Origin of the sequence: Jeotgalicoccus sp. FSL K6-3177 (assembly GCF_038050175.1) — a bacterium.
GTDB lineage: Bacteria > Bacillota > Bacilli > Staphylococcales > Salinicoccaceae > Jeotgalicoccus > Jeotgalicoccus nanhaiensis.
The window spans coordinates 17,537-35,996 of sequence record NZ_JBBOSK010000001.1 but is presented as its reverse complement, the minus strand read 5'-3'; the positions used below and the strand labels follow the sequence as shown (position 1 = coordinate 35,996).

Sequence of the window (18,460 nt, the reverse complement as noted above, 5' to 3'; positions counted from 1 at the left end):
TATATATTATGAATAATTCTAAACAGTTAAATATAGGAATTTTAATGTATGGTGTGGGTCATCATCAGGCAGCATGGTTAGAAGATGATTCGAGTGTCAATGAATTCACGACAATTGAATATTATGAAAATCTGGCAAAAATTGCAGAACGCGGGAAATTTGATGCCGTATTTTTCGCAGATTCACAAGCCTTCCCCGCAGATAGTCCAACAGAATTGCCAACGAGTTATTTTGACCCAATTGTTGCATTAACTGCTATGAGTAAAGTCACAGATAACGTTGGACTTGTTTCAACTATTTCAGGTACATTTAACAACCCATTTACCACAGCAAGACAGTTACTCACACTGCAGCACATAACAAAAGGACGCATGGGATGGAATCTAGTGACATCAATGACCGACCGCGAAGCACAAAACCACAGTATACCTGAATTGCCTGAGAGAGCCGTTCGTTATAAGAAAGCGGATGAATTTGCTGAAGTCATGAATAAATTATTTGATTCGTGGTCAATTGAAAGCTACAAGCCAGATAAAGAAAATAACACAATTACTAAAAATAAAAATATTCAGCCATTCAATCACAATGGTGAAAACTTCCAAGTTAAAGGTCCGCTAACTTTACCTTTAAGAAAAGAGGGTAAGCCAGTGGCTATGCAAGCCGGGGCTTCAAAAGAAGGTGTTGCACTTGCTGCGAAATATGCTGATGCTGTCTATTCAGTTTCTTGGAACTTAAGACAAGCAAATATTTATCGTGAAAAATTAAATCAAGCCATAAAAGAAAGCCCTCGTCCAGACAACTATATCAAAGTATTTCCAGGACTAGTGACTTACGTGGGTAAAACAATAGAAGAAGCGCAAGAAAAGAAAGCAAAATTAGACAACCTACTTCCAATTGATACTGCACTTAATCAGCTCGAATTCTTTATTCAGCAAGATACAAAATCATGGAAACTTGACGAAAAAGTACCAAAATTGCCGCCAGTCGAAGAATTCAAAGGACCTGTTGGACGTTATCAAACTGTTTTAGAAATTATAGAAGACAGAAATCCCACAGTCAGAGAACTACTCGGTTATCTCAACGCTGGAGGTGGACATTTAACACTCATTGGCACACCTGAAGAAATTGTCGATGAATTAGAAAGATGGATGAATGAAGGTGCCGCAGATGGATTTAACTTGATGCCTCCAACACTCCCAGGAAGTCTTGAAGACTTTGTCGACTTAGTCATTCCGGAAATGCAAAAACGCGGCATTTTTAGAAGAGATTATAACGGTGAAACGTTTAGAGAAATGCTGGAACTCGATAAGTATTAAGCTGAATGATTCATAGGCACACCTCAATTTTACGTTGTGTTTTTATATTGAGGCTGGGACATAAATATCTCCAGAAAAAATAATAACTTTTGAGAACTTATGTCCCCGAGCCCCAAGTGCGAAGGTTATAAGGGCTGAATTGCTTATTAATATCCCGGTAAGCGAGGATAAAGTCAAAACTCACAAAAAAACATTAACAGCTGAGACTCAAGTTTTCGCTTATATAAATCATTTTGCGGCAGACAGAGAAAATTTAATTATTCATTCCAATGTCAAAAAAGAAATCAGGGTTCAGAAAGTGAATAATTATATAATAGTATATTTGTTAATAGGTATAGCTTTCGGCCTTTTAGAAGTTTATTTTGTTAAAAACAAACAGATGAATAAATGGATTTACCAAGCATTATTTTGATAGCTTCTACAGCTCTATCTATACCATTTAGTGTCACTCACTTTTGGTGCTAGTTTAATCCTATTTCAAGTTGTAGTACTTATGGGATTATATATAGAGGGTTTGATAAATAAAAATAGAGAAAGTGATAAGATGAAATTTAAAGACTTATAATTCGAGAAATTTCATTGTATCTTGATACTTAACTCACCGTTCTAACAATTTAGGGCGGTGAGTTTATAACAAGTTTTCTTGTCATAATCAAATCTAGTTCCTGGATCACTTATGATACACTTCCAGTTATCCTCCAAACTAGTGAATTAAAAAATTATACAGGTTGAATTAATATAAAGTAAGTTTGTCTATATTATATTTGACTATAAACGTAAAACATTTTCCAATATATAGCGTTAAGACTACATTCTCCATGCCAATTCAATTACGATTCATCTTTGACTCTTCATGGACTTCAATCGCAAAACTTTTAATTTTCCTCTTTTTAAGCACTTCAACAAGAGTCATCTCATCTGCAATACTAACTCTTGCTGTGTTAATTAAAATCGCTTTTTCTCATTAGTTTAAATTCTACAAATATTGCTCTTCTTTTTATCGTTAGCATAGGTGAATGCTCGGACTATTAATGTATATCAGCGTGATTAATGTTTCTCTGCATTCATTTCCTGTATGATAAAAATAAATACAGTTTTAATTAAGAGAGGAAGGTAATTGATGAACTACAAAGAAAAATGGGATATGGAGAGTATATTTCCTGGTGGAAGTGGATCTGAAGCTTTCCAAAAACGATTATCAGAAGTAAGAGATAGTATTACAGCTTTTTCTCACGAACTCGATAATTGGGAGCCGGACAAACATTCAGATGATTTTACGTCACTGAAAGGAATCTTACAAAACTATGAAAAAATTTCAAACGCGCTTGGTGAGATGGGGAGTTTTGCGAATGGTTTAGTATCTGCAGATGTTACCGATCAAAAAGCAATGCAGAATTTAAATGCGGTTGCGAACTTACGTAAAGACCTCTCATCACAGAATATTATTTTAAATAAAAAGATCAGTGCACTGACTGAAGATCAATTTAGCAAGCTATTAGAGGAAGATTTCTTTAAACCGATGCATTTCCCGTTAGAAGAAATACGACAAAAAGAAAAAGATTTACTATCAACTCAAGAAGAAACAATCATCAATCATTTGTCACTAGACGGCTTACAGGGCTGGAATAATATGTACAATCAACTCGTCGCTTCTATTCAAATTCCAGTAATTGAAGATAATGAAACCGTTTATTATTCAGCGGGTCAATTTGAAAACAAGATGAAGTCAGAAGAAAATCCAAAACATCGTGAAAAACTTTTAAAAACTTGGGAAGAAACATGGAAGGAAAAAGCTGATTTATTCTCTACAACGCTAAATCATTTATCAGGATTCCGTTTAAACGACTATGAACTTCACGACTATAAAGATTATATGAAAGTGCCACTAGACTATAACCGTATGGAAGAAGAAACACTTGATACGATGTGGGATACTATTACAAAAAATAAAGCACCTTTCAAAAAGTACTTTGAACGAAAGGCGCAACTAATTGGTGTTGATCAATTAGGATGGCTCGATGTTACAGCAAGTGTTGATGTGGGAGATTATACGAACAAGCGGTATACTTACAATGAAGCAGCAACGTTTATTATCGATAACTTTAAATCATTCAGTCCAAAAATGGCAGAGATGGCACATCGAGCTTTTGAAGAGCAGTGGATTGAAGCGGAAGATCGTCCAGGAAAACGCCCAGGTGGATACTGTTCAAATCTTCCTGAATCTAAACAGTCACGTATTTTTATGACGTTTGCCGGCAGCACAAGCAACGTGTCAACACTCGCACATGAACTCGGACACGCATTCCATAGTTATGTCCTGCGTGATTTACCACTATTCAACCAACGTTACGCAATGAACGTTGCAGAAACAGCTTCTACATTTGCAGAACTTGTCGTTTCAAACGCAACGATTGAAAATGCGACATCCAATGCAGAAAAAATCAACTTACTAGATGAAAAAATTGCTAGAAGTGCGACTTTTATGATGAATATCCATGCTCGCTATATCTTTGAACGCAATTTATATGATGAACGTCAACAAGGAACTGTAGACAGCAACAGACTGCAAGAACTGATGGAAGAAGCACAAAAAGAAGCCTTCCAAGATGAACTATGTTCATACCATCCAATGTTCTGGGCAACAAAGTTACATTTTCATATTACAGGTGTACCATTCTATAACTTCCCGTACACATTTGGATACTTTTTCAGCTTAGGTATATACAACCGTTTCTTAGAAGACGAAACATTACTTGAAGATGACTATATTGCACTTCTTCGGGATACTGCGAGCATGACTACAGAAGACCTTGCTGAAAAGCACTTAAATGTTGACCTAAGAAAACCAGACTTTTGGCAAGAAGCACTGGATTCAGTGCATAAAGATATTGAAGAATTTTTAGAACTAACAGAATCACATGTTTAATTTATAAATGATAAGCCCATCTATAAGCTGGCACCATGAATTTAAAAAAATAATTTTAGATAACTTCTAAGGTTTGAGTTCGGTAGAATACCGAGCTCAAATCTTATATATATCATGATAATATTATTAAATAGTTATATTTTATCTATTTATGATAATTCTCAGCTTATCGTTTTATGATACGATTTTATTTAATATCATCTTCTTTTATAAATTCGAGAAAATCATTGTCTCGTTCATTCGAGATACGATTTTGGTTAAATATTTCATATTCTGTTAGAGCCAATGAATCTGCGATTTCTTTTTTTATTCTTCCAGCATTCTCCAGAATCTCTCTATCATTAAATTTCAAGAATGCATCAAGTTTTTCTTTCCAATCGCTCATATACATTGGCTGTTGCCTTTCAGCCTGATCCTCCGCATAATCGAGATACATTGTCACAATTCTGTTTAAAGATTTTAACTCTGTTTCACTTAAGTAATTTTTTGCTACTGTTATATCTGTCTTACGAACTTTGTCGCCCTTAAATGTCTGTAATCCCATATTATCTTTCGAAGCATCAACTCTTGCATTAATCAACTCCGCTGCTGTCATTCCATGGATAGCATAATGCAATTTATTTTGTACAGTCGCAAAAAACTCTCTTGCAGTCGAAGACTTAGAATCATAATCAATTGATGTCGCATAAATATCTGTAATTTTTAAATAGAATCTTTTTTCTGATGCACGGATATCACGAATTCGCTCTAAAAGTTCAGCAAAGTAATCTGAACCTATATTGCGTATTTCTTTCAATCTCTCATCGTCCATCGTAAAGCCTTTTACGAGATACTCATTCAAACGATTAGTAGCCCATTGCCTAAATTGTGTACCTCTGTGAGATCTTACACGGTAGCCAACAGCGATTATCATCTCTAAATTATAAAAATTAGTCTCTCTTGAAATCTCTCTTCCACCTTCATTTTGAACTATTCGGTTTTTCCGAAGAGTTGAAAATTCGCTTAGCTCACCTTCGTTGTAAATGTTTTTTATATGTTCGTTAATAGTAGGAAGCCCTTTTTGATAAAGTTCAGCTATAGATTTTTGTGCCATCCATATTGTCTCATCTTCTAAACGTACATCTATCTTAGTTTCTCCATCTTCAGTTTGATACATTAAAAAGTCTATATTATCCATTTTCAGAGCTCCTTTTAAAGGATTTATTAATATTTATCTTACCATAAATAGAACATATGTTCTATTTATGGTAATTTTCATTCCTCAATATTTTATTCACCCTGAACAGCTGCTCCAGCAGCATGACTTTCATCATCTGATGAGGGTAGGTGAGTGAACCGAAACTGATCTCCTGATTACTGCGTTTTTTCACCGCATCTCCAATTCCATTGCTCCCGCCGATCACAAACACAACATCGCTTTTTCCGATATTCATCCAGCGCTGATATTCCTGTGCAAGTTTTTCACTCGTATATTCTTTACCGTTAATCTCCAACGTCACCACATGCTGCGTTTCTTTTATTTTCGATAAAATTCTCTCTGCTTCTTTATCTTTAATCTGCTCCAGATCTTTCTCGCCCGCATTATTCGGTTCTTTTTCATCCGCCACTTCAATCAGCTCAATTTTTGCATATTTACTTATTCTTTTTTGATATTCTTTTACTGCATCCAGCCAATATTTTTCTTTCAGTTTTCCCACGGTTATCATCGTCAGTTTCATCTGTTTCACCTTCGCTTTTCTTGTCTTTTTTTCAATTATACATAACTGTGGACAAATTCGTATATTTACTGCAATTTTATTAGTTATACACGGGTTATCCACAACCTGTTGATAACTTTTTAGCACTAAAACGCATGATTCCGCTCTTTTTTCGCACTAATTCCTGCATATTTTATGTATTTTCCCATCTTCCACACACTTATCCACGTTTTTATCCCACTTATACACAAGTTCTCACCAAACCTGTGGATAACTTGTTAACAGCCACAAAAATAGACCAAATTGCGCTGTTTTTCTCACAATTTGGTCTTCTTTTTATACCTGATAAATTTCGGTCGGTACCGCCTTATCTGTATCGCATATCATTATACCGTTGTGCGTATCGATGTCGTACTGATTCAGTATCTGTTCAACACTCATACGCGCCAGTTCTTTAATGTTATTATCCAGACTTAAATGTCCTAAATAAATACGTTTTGTATTGCTCGTTATAACGTCCTTCATTGCATGCGCTGCATCTTCATTTGATACGTGACCGACGTCTGATAAGATACGCTGCTTCGTATTCCACGGATATCTTCCCATCCGGAGCATATCCACATCATGGTTGGATTCAAAAAGGAAGACGTCACTTTCTTTAATGATGCCTTTCATCGTGTCCGATACGTATCCTGTGTCTGTAATCAGCGATATCTTCTTGCTGCCTTTGGAAAATGTATAAAATTGCGGATCAATCGCATCGTGCGACACGTTAAATGATTGAACATTTAAGCCGAGTATTTCTTTTTCTTCAAGCGCGTTGAAGTGAAATTTCTGGTCTGAATTAATAATGATATCTTTACGCTCAATAGCATCCCATGTCTTTTCATTGGCATAAATAGGTATATCGTATTTTTTCGCAATCACTTTCAAGCCTTTAATATGGTCTACATGTTCATGTGTAATGAAAATCGCATTTATATCATGGAGTGATTTACCTATTTGATTGAGCGTTTCATCAGTTTTTTTACATGACAGCCCAACGTCTACAAGTACACTTCCTTCTTCCGTTTCAATGAATGTACTGTTGCCTGTTGAGCCGCTTGCTAAGACGCTCATCTTCATTCCGTTCACTCTCTTTCAATAATATCTTCTGTCTGACTCAGCGCATCGATGTACAGTATACGTTCAATGCCTTCATCAGTAATTTCAAACTGCCATTTCGGGCGCATCATAATCTGGTCATCTTCTTCCAGTATGATGTAGTAGCCGAGGACCGCACTTTCTATGACTGCATTATCAGTAATATTTTCCTGTATATACAGTTCCTCAACAATCACTTTCGGATGACGCACATTCTGTTCCACAGCATAATCGCTTTCTTCGATGTTCTCTACATAGCCTTGAGTCATACTTCCTGATTCTTCGCTGAAGTACAGTCTTGCTGCTTCGTGGCTGAAGATTGGATAGCCATCGTAATGCTGGTTAAATGTTATCGTATCGGGTGTGCTCATTACTTTATCATAATGGTATTCTTCGCCTCTGTAAATCGAATTGTCTTTGTAGGTCTTCAAACCTTCCGGAGCGAAGGTTACCGTGTCGTCGAGCGGCAGGGTCAGCACCGTATCGTTTTCCGACATATCTTCTTCGTGGTCAAGTTCTGCCGGATCACCGATAATAATCTGCATCTGGACGTTTTCAAATCCATCCAGTGCACTGGTGTCGATATTCGTTTCCGACAGGACATTCGTCGTATCTGCCAGTTCTCTGACTTCTTCATTCGATTCGTTGTACAAAATATAAATAAGGACTAAATTCATCAGCAGGAAGGCAGCTATAAAAAGGGATTTTGTTAATTTCCAATCCATCAGGACAGCCCTCCCTCATTGAATTTCATCCACGCACCGTCATATTTAACATACCATTGCGGCGTATAATCGATAAACTCCAGATCCGTTTCTTCATCGGCATAAGTCATATCATAACCGAGAACGATTTTAGATACTTTCTGCAGATCAAAATTGTCATGCAGCGCAATCTGGTAGCGGACGTTTTCAATATCTAAGAGTTCCACTTCTTCTTCATCCGATACTTTTGCATTGGTCTGTATCAGCGGCCGCGTATATTCATAGACTGAATTCGCGCCGTATTTTACAGTAATCGCAGTGCTCAGTCCTTCGCTGAAGACGACACGCCCGTTTAAGGTCGAACGGAAGGTCGCTGCATTTTCGCTCGCTGTATAATCAAAAAGCACATTGTTCTGGGACAGCCCGTTATGCGAGTTTAAGAAGTAGTATATATCCTGAATTGTCCGGTGGTTATTGCCGCTCGAAGCAGTCGATTCATTAAGGTTTGTATAAGTGTACTCATACGTTTCTGTATTATATGTAGCAATATGATTTTCATCTTCATAAATTGCTACATCTCCTTGTGACGGGCTTTCCATCGGAGAATCTAAAAATAATATACGGTTCATAACATCAGTATTAACCTGGGTTATCATAAATCGTTCAGTATTAATTTCACCGGGTGAAGACGGCCCGTAAATTGCTGTCTTGTTATTCGATGTCTGCTGGTTGGTAATGATCGGTGTATAAGCTTCGAAAGTATCACTGTATGATTCAACATGTCCTTTTAAGAAGTCAGCAGCAATATCGGTTTCAACGACTGCGACTCTCGAACGGTTTTCATCAATCAGGTTAAAGACAACGTTACCTTCTTTCATATCAACCACGATGCGGTCAAAAGAAAAATCGGGCAGGGTGGAGTCGTGCGACAGGCCGAGTGTCTGAAACAGGGATTTTGAGGGCATATCCGAGAAATAATCGATGATTAGAAACTCTTCCTCATTACTTTCTTCTCCTCTGACATTCAGACGGTTAAGACTGTTATACACATTCATGCTCGTAATATTGGAACCTTCCAGGTTCTCCCGGATGCCGATTAAAGCCCGCGGATCCGTCGTGCCGCGCGTATTGTTTTCTCCTTGTATCCAGACCAGCTGATACGTGCTCATAACCTGTTCAAAAGATACGCTCTCACCCTGGCCGATATTCGTCGTTCCTTCAATTGTTGTGTCAATTTGAGAAAACTCCGGTTCGTAACTCCAGACGAGATAGGTCAGTACTGCACTCGAAGCAACGATGACGATTAACAGGATGGATTTCAGCCATTCTTTATACATCCCACTCATCCTCCTCTATCACTTCACAAGGTAAGTTGATAAAGATTGTTGTCCCTTCATTTTCTACACTGTTTGCCCATATTTTACCGTTATGCGCTTCGATAATTTCTTTCGAAATTGCAAGCCCGAGACCTGTGCCGCCCATTTTACGCGCACGGCCTTTATCCACTCGGTAAAAACGGTCAAAAATCCGCTCTACTTTATTATTCGGTATGCCAAGTCCGTAGTCTTTTATACGTATCGTCATCCGGTTATATAAAGTATTCTGCTTCAGGTGAATATCGACGCGTTTCGGTTCGCCATGCTGATATTTAATCGCATTGGACAGCACATTATCCAGCACCTGTCCCATTTTATCCACTGAGATATCAGTGAAGAGGGGAGCATCCGGAATATGGCGGGTGAACACAACATCCTCTTTGTGAGTCATCTCAAAACGGTCGATTACACGGTTAATAAAGAGTTTAAAATCAACCACTTCTTTTTGAATTTCTTCTGCATCGTTATCCATACGCGATAATTGCAGCAGGTCTTCGACAAGACGTCCCATCCGGTCAGTCTCAGCACGTGTTACGCTCAGGAATTTAGGTGCGATTTCTTCATCCTGCCATGCACCTTCCTGGAGTGCTTCGATATAACTCCTCATGGAAGTCAAAGGTGTGCGCAGTTCGTGCGACACGTTGGCAACGAATTCCCGGCGTTCTGCATCGATGCGTTCCTGTTCTGTAACGTCATGCAGTACAGCGATATAACCGTTGATAAATCCGGTATCTGTAACGATTGTAGAGAAGTTGACGCGTAACGTCGTTGCTTCATCTGCAGTATCGATAAAGATTAAATGACTGTCGTTTGCTTCCTGGATAATGTCTTCCAGATTCAATTCTTCACCGAGACGCAGCAGCTCCAGCATATTTTTGCCGTGCAGCTCGTCCGAATCCATACTTAAATTAAGCATGCCGACTGCCATTTCATTAACGATACGGATGCGTCCTTTTCTGTCCGTGGCGATAATACCATCCGACATATGGGTAATTACCGAGTCGAGACGTTTTTTTTCACTTTCGGTGTTCGCCTGGGCTTCCTGCACTCTTTTTGACAGAATGTTAAAACTGCCGGCCAGCTGGCCGATTTCATCATCACTGTAAATCTGAACACGTGATGTATAGTCACCTTCAGACATCAGGAGCGCCTGGTTTCTCATATCTGTAATCGGCTTCGTAATCGTCCGCGCGACAAAGATACCGAGAATACTCGTAATCACTAAGGAAAACAAGGTGGCGATAATAAATGTATTGTTAATCGCTTCGAGCTGCATATATATACTTTCAACATTTGACTCAACGTAAATAATACCGGCCACTTCATCATTGACGGCGACCGGCTGATTTAAAATCCATACGCGCTGATTGTCTTTATCGACGTTGACGAAAATTTCATCATTTGCGATGCCGGACTCGAGAGCATCCTGCGACATCGGTTCATTGACGCGGGAGCCGACAAGCGACTCGTTTGATATTCTGCTCGTCCCGACGAGAATATTATCCGTATTTATATAGCGGATTTCTTCAATTTCAGGACGGTTGCCGTAATCAGCCAGCAGGCTTTGAATTTCTGCCCGCATCTGTTCACGGTCATCTCCCGTTTCCTCGAAAATTTCTTTAATACGTGTATCAATCAGAGTGACCTGAGAATCGATATTATTTTTAAAGTTCCCCGTTAAATCACGCTCCAGGCTGTTGGTAAAATACAAACCGATAATCTGCATTCCGATAATAATCAGAAGCATGTATATCATTACCAGTTTAAACTGGAGCGACTGCAGGTTTTTTAAAAACTGCTTCATCTAGTCATCACCTTTAATATAATACCCGACGCCGCGGCGTGTCATGATGTATTCCGGATGACTTGGATCGTCTTCGACTTTTTCTCTTAAACGGCGCACCGTAACATCCACCGTCCGCACATCGCCAAAGTAATCATAGCCCCATACTGTTTCAAGCAGGTGTTCGCGTGTCATGACCTGGGATTTAAATTTTGCCAGATATAAAAACAGCTCAAATTCGCGATGCGTCAAATCGATATCTTTACCGAATTTCTTAATCGCGTAAGAGTCGGGGATAACAGTAATATCCCGAATATATATATTTTTATCTTCCGGTTCGTCTTCTTTCGTACTTACCGTATTATTGCGTCGTAAATTCACTTTCACACGGGCGATTAATTCACGCGTGGAGAAAGGTTTTGTCACATAATCATCCGCACCGAGCTCAAGTCCCAGCACTTTATCTATTTCGGAATCTTTGGCGGTAAGCATAATAATCGGCATATCGTGTTTTTTACGAACTTCGCGGCACACTTCCATGCCGTCTATACCCGGCAGCATAATATCTAGAAGAACAAGATCCGGCACTATATCCAAGATCAGTTCCAAGGCATCATTGCCGTCGTAGGCGCAGTGAACTTCGTATCCTTCTTTTTGCAGATTAAATTCGAGTATATCTGCAATTGGTTTTTCATCATCAACAACAACTATTTTCTTGGCCATTTAGATGTCCCTCATTTCACGTGTACATATTTTGTACGTAAACTTATCCATCTTTAAATGTATCACTTTTCAGACAAATAAAAAAGTCTGCCAGCATAAATGCTGGAGACTTTATTGACGGTCCCGACGGGAATCGAACCCGCGATCTCCTGCGTGACAGGCAGGCATGTTAACCGCTACACCACGGGACCAGTTTATATACAGTTTTATAATCAGAAGAAAAGTGACCCGTACGGGACTCGAACCCGTGTTACCGCCGTGAAAGGGCGGTGTCTTAACCGCTTGACCAACGGGCCATGGTAAATATTATGCGATTTGCACAAGATTTATTATAACATGATTGTGAATTTGAATACAACACTTATTTTGGAACATTTGACCTGGATGCAGAAAAATAGGGCGATTGGCGTGGAAATGTGTTTTTCTCGGGAATGACAGAGTTTCATTGCGGAGCAAGTAGACTTTCTCGGGAATGACGGGGTTTCATTGCGGAGCAAACGGCAAAACTTGCACAATCCGCGCAAAAAACACCGGACATCATGATGTCCGGTGCTGCAATAAAATATTACTTCTCATCCCAGAAGTTTTTTAACAGGTTTGTCTGGTTTCTGTCCGGTCCAACAGAGAAGATAGATGCTTTCACACCGCACAGCTTCTCAATTTCACGCAGGTAGTTATATGCGTTTTCCGGCAGTTCTTCAAGTGTTTTCACACCGGTAATGTCTTCTGACCAGCCCGGCATTTCTTTGTAAATTGGTTTCGCGCGTTTTAAATCTTCCAGTGTTGCAGGATATTCTGTAATTTCAACGCCGTCGATTTCATAAGCAGTACAGATTTTAACTGTTTCAAGTCCGCTCATTACGTCGATTGAGTTCAGCGACAGATCTGTAATACCGCTGACGCGTCTTGAATGGCGAACAACAACTGAGTCGAACCAGCCTACACGGCGCGGACGTCCTGTTGTTGTACCGTATTCACGGCCGACTTCACGGATATGGTGGCCGTCTTCGTCAAACAGCTCAGTAGGGAAGGGACCGTCTCCAACGCGTGATGTATATGCTTTACATACACCGACAACATTTTTAACATGTGCAGGGCCGACACCGCAGCCGACAGTAACATTTCCTGCTACCGGGTTGCTTGATGTAACGAACGGGTATGTCCCGTGGTCAACGTCGAGCATGACACCTTGTGCACCTTCAAAAAGAACATTTTCACCTTCAGTGAAAGCATCGTCGAGCAGTTTGGCAGTATCACATACGTAAGGTGCCAAACGTTCTGCAGCAGCTTTATACGGTGCGTAGATTTCATCAAATGTGAATCCTTCGTGATCATATAATGCTTTCAGCATATGATTTTTCAGTTCCAGATTTTCTTTCAGGCGGCGTTTAAATACTTCATCGTCGATCAGGTCAGCCATGCGGATACCAATGCGCTGAACTTTATCTACGTACGATGGACCGATACCGCGTTTAGTCGTACCGATTTTATTATCGCCGCGTGCTTCTTCTTCCAGTTCATCCTGTGTAAGGTGATATGGAAGTATAACCTGAGCACGGTTTGAAATACGCAGATTGTCCACGCTGATTCCGCGTTCAAGCAGACCGTCCAGTTCTTTTATAAGAGATAACGGGTCAATCACGACACCGTTGCCGATTAGAGATAGTTTATCTTCGTAGAAAATTCCTGATGGTACGAGGTGAAGTTTATAAGTTTCCCCGCCAAATTGAATCGTATGACCTGCGTTGTTTCCACCTGAAAATCGTGCAATAACGTGTGCATCTTCCGACAGGAAGTCCGTAATCTTACCTTTACCTTCGTCTCCCCACTGTGTTCCAACAACTACTGTTCCAGACATATGATTGCCCCCAAATGATTGATTAATTTTACCGTTACCAATGTTACCAATAATTTTTACAAAAATCAACGAAAGTCCGAACGTTTTTCATTGGACTCTCGAAAAACATTCGGACTTCTATGCCGGCGGTATATAATTATCGTCAAAATCACGTGTATCCTGGTCAAAAAAGCTGCTGTAGGATTTATTGAAAATTAATTTAACAGTTCCTGTCGGACCGTTACGGTGTTTCGCTAAAATAATCTCTATTTCATCCTGCACGCTTTGTGCGCCTTCTTCTTCATCCTCGCCGTCACCGCGGTTGTAATAGTCATCGCGGTACAGGAAGGCAACGATATCCGCATCCTGCTCGATGGAACCTGATTCACGCAGGTCACTCATCATCGGACGCTTATCCTGGCGCGATTCAACACTACGCGAGAGCTGACTCAATGCGATTACCGGACACTGCATTTCACGGGCGAGACCTTTCAGCATCCGGGAAATTTCCGAAACTTCCTGCTGGCGGTTTTCTCCCTGGCGGCTGCCGGATCCCTGAATCAGCTGCAGGTAATCGATAATCACCATATCGAGTCCGTGCTCCTGTTTTAAGCGCAGGCATTTCGCACGGATTTCATTCACGCGGATACCTGCTGAGTCATCAATAAAAATCTTCGAATTGGCGAGTGTCCCGATAGCTGTCGTGAAGTTATCCCAATCCTGGTGGTCGAGCGAGCCCTGACGCAGTTTCGTCGCGTCAATCATACCCTGACTTGAAATCATTCTGCTGACGAGCTGGTCAGCTCCCATTTCGAGGGAGAAGACCGCTACGGTGTAGCCGTCCGGCGACGTGCCGACATGTCCTGCAATATTTAAAGCAAAGGCTGTCTTACCCATCGAGGGGCGGGCGGCTAGAATAATTAAGTCGTTGCGGCCGAAGCCCGACGTCATAAAATCGAGATCGCGGTAGCCTGTCGGAATACCGGTAATGCCCGAATTATTTCCTGCGAGCGCTTCGATTTGTTCGTAAACTTCGTGCACGACTTCTTTCATCGATTTGAAACCGTCGCTGCGGCGTCCTTCTGATACACCCATAATACGGGATTCAGCTTCCGCCAGCAGCTCGTTAATATCTACTTCATTCTGGAAGCCGTCGCTCGCAATTTCATCAGCAACGCTGATGAGTTTGCGGCGCAGCGACTGCCGTGCAATAATATCCGCATAGAACTGCCAGTTGCGGCTCGTCGGTGTGACGTTCGACAGTTCACCCAGATAACGCGGATTTACCGTATTATTCAGCTCATCCATACTGCGCAGTTTATCGGTAATCGTCACGACATCGAGCTCGGCATTTTCTTCCGACAGAAGCATCATCGCACGGAAAATCTGCTGGTGCTCCGGACGGTAAAAGTCTTCCGGTGCTATAATTTCAGTGACATTTAAAAAAATGGAGGAATCGATAAAGATTGCCCCAAGCACCGATTGTTCTGCATCATTATCATGCGGCATTTGGCGATTCATTTCCATTATCGATTCCTCCTGTTATTCATCTTACTGTTCAACAACGTGTACTTTTAACTCTGCTTCCACTTCGTTGTGCAATTTAATAGATACTTTGTGATAACCTAAGCTTCTAAACGGTTCAGGCATATCCAGCTTGCGTTTATCAAGTTTGATATCGTGCTGCTTCTGATACGCTTCGATGACCTGCTTAGAACTTACAGAACCGAACAGACGGCCGTCTTCGCCGGCTTTCGTTTTGATTTCTACTTCCTTGCCTTCAAGTTCAGCTTTTAAATCTTTCGCAGCCTGAAGCTCATCAGCTTCCTGCTGACGGGCTTCTTCTTTCTCTGCATCCAGTTTTTTAAGGTTGACCGCATTCGCTTCTTCAGCGAGTCCTTTTTTGAACAGGAAGTTATGCGCATAACCTGTTGCTACTTCTTTCACTTCGCCTTTTTTGCCTTTATTTTTAACATCTTTTAAAAAGATTACTTTCATTCCTCTTCACTCCTATTACTTATAAAAGTATCAATTACTTCTGTTAATTCATCGTATGCTTCATCGATGGTTTTGCCTTCCATGCGCGTCGCTGCATTCGTTAAATGACCGCCGCCGTTCAGCTGTTCCATAATAATCTGCACATTGACCTTGCCTAATGAACGGGCTGAAATTCCTATTGTCTCATCTTCTCTTAAAGCCATCACGAATGATGCCTGGACACCTTCGATCTGCAGAAGCTGGTCTGCCGCCTGGGCGACTGTGACAGGGTGATAGGTCATCGTTTCGTCCGCCTTGACGATGGCGATGCCTTCATCGCTTATTTCTGCGGATTTAATTAAATCACTCCGCGCGATAAACGTATCGATATCATCTTTTAAGAACGTCTGGGCGAGTACAGGGTCCGCACCGTTGCTTCTGAGATAGCTCGCAGCATCAAAGGTGCGGGAGCCCGTACGGAGAGTGTAGTTCCGCGTATCCACGATAATACCTGTCAGCATAATTGTCGCTTCGATGCGCGACAGTTTATTCTGCTTGTTCTGGTATTCCAGAAGTTCCGCCACAAGTTCACTCGCGCTGGACGCGTACGGTTCCATATAAACGAGCAGAGGATTCGATATCATCTCGTCAGCGCGTCTGTGGTGGTCGATGACCACTTTGCGCGTTGACTTGTTCAGTATATCCTCATCCAGCACCATCGACGGGCGGTGAGTATCGACGATTACAATCGTCGTTTTCGGTGTCATCTTATCCCAGGCCTCTTCGCTGCTGATAAAGGTCCCGTACAGCTCTTCCCGCGATTCAACTTCTTTCATCAGACGGGACAGCGTATCATCGATATCTTCATCATTTAAAATGATATGCGCTTCGATGCCGTTGGAACTGGCGATCTTAGCTACACCGATCGATGAACCGATAGAGTCAACATCGGGGTTTTTATGTCCCATGATAATGACGTTGTCGCCTTCTAAAAGAATATCGCGGAGGGCATGCGCCATAACGCGGGCTTTGACACGCGTGCGTTTTTCCATCGGATCGGTTTTACCGCCGTAAAATCTCGCACTGCCCTTAATAGTTTTAATCGCAACCTGGTCGCCGCCGCGGCCGAGGGCAAGATCGAGACTCGACTGCGCCAGTTCGCCCACTTCGATAAAGTCCGCGGATCCTTCACCGATTCCCATACTTAGAGTAATCTGGGCACCGTGATCCGCTGAGTTTTCACGAACCTGGTCGAGCAGCACAAATTTAGTTTTTTCAATTTCAGCGAGGCTCTTCGCGGACATGACCATCATAAAGCGGTCATTTGAAAAGCGGCGCAAATATATATTATGCTCCTGCGCCCAGTCATTAATCGTGTTCGTCAGACTGTTATTTAAATCGCTTTTCAGCGCTTCGGTCATATTCTGCGTCATATCATCATAGTTATCAAGGAACAGAATTCCGATAACCGGGTCTTTATCTTCAAGCTGCTTCTGCATCGTTTTCTCTTCGGTAATATCGATGAGCAGAAGAGCGTTATGCTCCTGATGATAGTGAACCTGATAGTTCTTGTCGCTGTATGACGTATCGATTGTCTGAATATTATTCGCCTTCAGCGTCGTCATTATATTCGGGAAGACACGGTTAATCGGTTCATGGTGAAAGTCTTCCGGAATTTCCTCCGACATAAACTGGTTCAGCCATGAGATCTCCTCGTCATCATTCAGTAAAATAACACCGAGAGGCAGATCATCAATGACGTACTGTCTCGCGCCAGCGATGTCTTTTGACAGCTCGACAACTCTGTTTTCAGTGAGCACTAGCCAGCGGTAGAGGTAAACATATACCAGCGCTAGCAGCAAGATGCTGACGATAATGGCGACTATGCCAAAAACAGTATGGTTAATGACAATAGCAATGCTAAGTATAGAAATATGAAATGCCAGCACAATAAACGGTATAAGCATCAATTTTTTATCTAAAACTTTGAACATTGCTATTTCCTCCTCAATTCCATGATTAATCGAATTCTAAAGATCATTTCGAACAGTCCGATAAGTACAGTGACAGGTCTGAACAGTACGAGCGGTATTAATATAATAACAGCCAGCACTTTGTTCAGTTTTTTCTGAAGCATGAAATAATAAGCGAATGCAAGCCCGTGGATGAACAGTCCCCACTCCAGGAGGAGAGAAATATTACTGTACAGGGTAATAGTGCTTTCTTCCCAGCTGCCGCTGAACAGCATAATGATGAAAATCAGCAGGTATAAATAAAGCAGCATTCTCGGCATCATCCATCTGTCAAAACTGCGGTAGTGCCACATTTCCCTGCTGTCCTGCGGTAATATTCTGACGATCAGGATAATGTATAAGGCGAGGAAAAAGCTGCCGATTATTAAAAATGCAGGCAGGTTCTGGAAGTATAAATCCATCGACTGAAGAATTGTCTCTCCGTCTACACCGGCAGGCGTCAGTTCGCTGACAGCATTGAGCTGTTCAGCATACCAGTTTCTGAAGGTCGAATATATTTCCGATAAAGGTCTTAAGAAACCGAGCATCTGCATGACCACAACTGTCGCCATCGTACTTAAACCGATAGCGAATGTCGTATAAAACAGCGTCAGTTCCTGCGACATGTTCTTATCGAGCGTGTGGGCAAGGAGACTTGTAATGATATATAAAATTATAAAGCTGCCCGCAGCAAGCGGCGACAGAAACAGTACTGCCGGTATGAGAAAACTGAAAAATAAAATCCAGTAGTTGATGTTCGACTGCTGCCTGATTTTCAACAGTAAGTATATTGCAAATGGCATCACGACAGGACCGAATATTAAGGTGATCTCCGTGAGCATAATATAAGCTACAACAGCGAGCAGTGTAAGGGTTAAGGTACCCGTTGGTATTTTGTTGTTCAATGTTACACTCCTCTTTTAGTACTTTTAAAAATGAATGCTCCTATTGGTCTTGAATAGGAGC

Annotated in this window: 16 protein-coding genes and 2 tRNA genes; 3 read left to right on the top strand and 15 right to left on the bottom strand. The window is 41.2% G+C overall.

Features of this window, described 5'->3' with window-relative positions; translation table 11 throughout:
• Positions 1 to 8 precede the first annotated feature (8 nt).
• Positions 9 to 1,316 carry an NtaA/DmoA family FMN-dependent monooxygenase gene (locus tag MHH58_RS00155; protein WP_341344632.1) on the top strand — a complete coding sequence of 436 codons (1,308 nt, stop codon included), beginning with the start codon at positions 9 to 11 and terminating at the stop codon, positions 1,314 to 1,316.
• A gap of 139 nt (positions 1,317 to 1,455) precedes the next feature.
• Positions 1,456 to 1,728, top strand: coding sequence for a hypothetical protein (locus MHH58_RS00150; protein ID WP_341344631.1), 273 nt, complete (start codon positions 1,456 to 1,458; stop codon positions 1,726 to 1,728).
• 414 nt (positions 1,729 to 2,142) lie between these two features.
• Here the strand turns inward: MHH58_RS00150 and MHH58_RS12405 are convergent, their stop codons facing one another.
• Positions 2,143 to 2,262 carry a hypothetical protein gene (locus tag MHH58_RS12405; protein ID WP_445922974.1) on the bottom strand — a complete coding sequence of 40 codons (120 nt, stop codon included), beginning with the start codon at positions 2,260 to 2,262 and terminating at the stop codon, positions 2,143 to 2,145.
• Positions 2,263 to 2,436: 174 nt separating this feature from the next.
• Here MHH58_RS12405 and MHH58_RS00145 point away from each other — a divergent pair, with 174 nt between their 5' ends.
• Positions 2,437 to 4,242: a M3 family oligoendopeptidase gene (locus MHH58_RS00145; protein WP_341344630.1), complete on the top strand. Its 1,806-nt coding sequence runs from the start codon at positions 2,437 to 2,439 to the stop codon at positions 4,240 to 4,242.
• A gap of 187 nt (positions 4,243 to 4,429) precedes the next feature.
• On the opposite strand, the gene MHH58_RS00140 is transcribed toward MHH58_RS00145, so the two are convergent.
• The 14 genes from MHH58_RS00140 to MHH58_RS00075 all read right to left on the bottom strand — a co-directional run bounded on the left by MHH58_RS00140 (position 4,430) and on the right by MHH58_RS00075 (position 18,399).
• Entirely contained in the window at positions 4,430 to 5,419 is a 990-nt protein-coding gene (locus tag MHH58_RS00140) for a virulence RhuM family protein (RefSeq protein ID WP_341344629.1), read from the bottom strand.
• Between the two features lie 61 nt (positions 5,420 to 5,480).
• Positions 5,481 to 5,960: a 23S rRNA (pseudouridine(1915)-N(3))-methyltransferase RlmH gene (gene rlmH / locus MHH58_RS00135; RefSeq protein ID WP_341344628.1), complete on the bottom strand. Its 480-nt coding sequence runs from the start codon at positions 5,958 to 5,960 to the stop codon at positions 5,481 to 5,483.
• Between the two features lie 315 nt (positions 5,961 to 6,275).
• A complete protein-coding gene (locus MHH58_RS00130; protein WP_135097356.1) occupies positions 6,276 to 7,064 on the bottom strand; it encodes an MBL fold metallo-hydrolase in 789 nt (262 codons plus the stop codon).
• A gap of 5 nt (positions 7,065 to 7,069) precedes the next feature.
• Positions 7,070 to 7,807, bottom strand: a complete 738-nt coding sequence (yycI, locus tag MHH58_RS00125; protein ID WP_341344627.1) for a two-component system regulatory protein YycI — start codon at positions 7,805 to 7,807, stop codon at positions 7,070 to 7,072.
• Positions 7,807 to 9,123 (bottom strand): YycH family regulatory protein, encoded by a 1,317-nt coding sequence (locus tag MHH58_RS00120; protein ID WP_341344626.1) that lies wholly within the window; start codon positions 9,121 to 9,123, stop codon positions 7,807 to 7,809. The genes yycI and MHH58_RS00120 overlap by 1 nt, the downstream gene beginning before the upstream one ends.
• Positions 9,116 to 10,966 (bottom strand): cell wall metabolism sensor histidine kinase WalK, encoded by a 1,851-nt coding sequence (gene walK, locus MHH58_RS00115; RefSeq protein ID WP_341344625.1) that lies wholly within the window; start codon positions 10,964 to 10,966, stop codon positions 9,116 to 9,118. The genes MHH58_RS00120 and walK overlap by 8 nt, the downstream gene beginning before the upstream one ends.
• Positions 10,967 to 11,668: a response regulator YycF gene (gene yycF / locus MHH58_RS00110; protein ID WP_341344624.1), complete on the bottom strand. Its 702-nt coding sequence runs from the start codon at positions 11,666 to 11,668 to the stop codon at positions 10,967 to 10,969.
• A gap of 118 nt (positions 11,669 to 11,786) precedes the next feature.
• Positions 11,787 to 11,859: transfer RNA gene (locus tag MHH58_RS00105), tRNA-Asp, on the bottom strand.
• Between the two features lie 33 nt (positions 11,860 to 11,892).
• Positions 11,893 to 11,964, bottom strand: a tRNA-Glu gene (locus tag MHH58_RS00100).
• A 269-nt stretch (positions 11,965 to 12,233) separates the two neighbouring features.
• Positions 12,234 to 13,526 carry an adenylosuccinate synthase gene (locus MHH58_RS00095; RefSeq protein WP_341344623.1) on the bottom strand — a complete coding sequence of 431 codons (1,293 nt, stop codon included), beginning with the start codon at positions 13,524 to 13,526 and terminating at the stop codon, positions 12,234 to 12,236.
• A 117-nt stretch (positions 13,527 to 13,643) separates the two neighbouring features.
• Positions 13,644 to 15,032: a replicative DNA helicase gene (gene dnaB / locus MHH58_RS00090; protein ID WP_115885551.1), complete on the bottom strand. Its 1,389-nt coding sequence runs from the start codon at positions 15,030 to 15,032 to the stop codon at positions 13,644 to 13,646.
• Between the two features lie 24 nt (positions 15,033 to 15,056).
• Positions 15,057 to 15,503: a 50S ribosomal protein L9 gene (gene rplI / locus MHH58_RS00085; RefSeq protein ID WP_115885552.1), complete on the bottom strand. Its 447-nt coding sequence runs from the start codon at positions 15,501 to 15,503 to the stop codon at positions 15,057 to 15,059.
• A complete protein-coding gene (locus tag MHH58_RS00080) occupies positions 15,500 to 17,476 on the bottom strand; it encodes a DHH family phosphoesterase (RefSeq protein ID WP_135097346.1) in 1,977 nt (658 codons plus the stop codon). The genes rplI and MHH58_RS00080 overlap by 4 nt, the downstream gene beginning before the upstream one ends.
• A 2-nt stretch (positions 17,477 to 17,478) precedes the next feature.
• Positions 17,479 to 18,399, bottom strand: coding sequence for a DUF2232 domain-containing protein (locus MHH58_RS00075; RefSeq protein ID WP_341344622.1), 921 nt, complete (start codon positions 18,397 to 18,399; stop codon positions 17,479 to 17,481).
• Positions 18,400 to 18,460 lie beyond the last annotated feature (61 nt).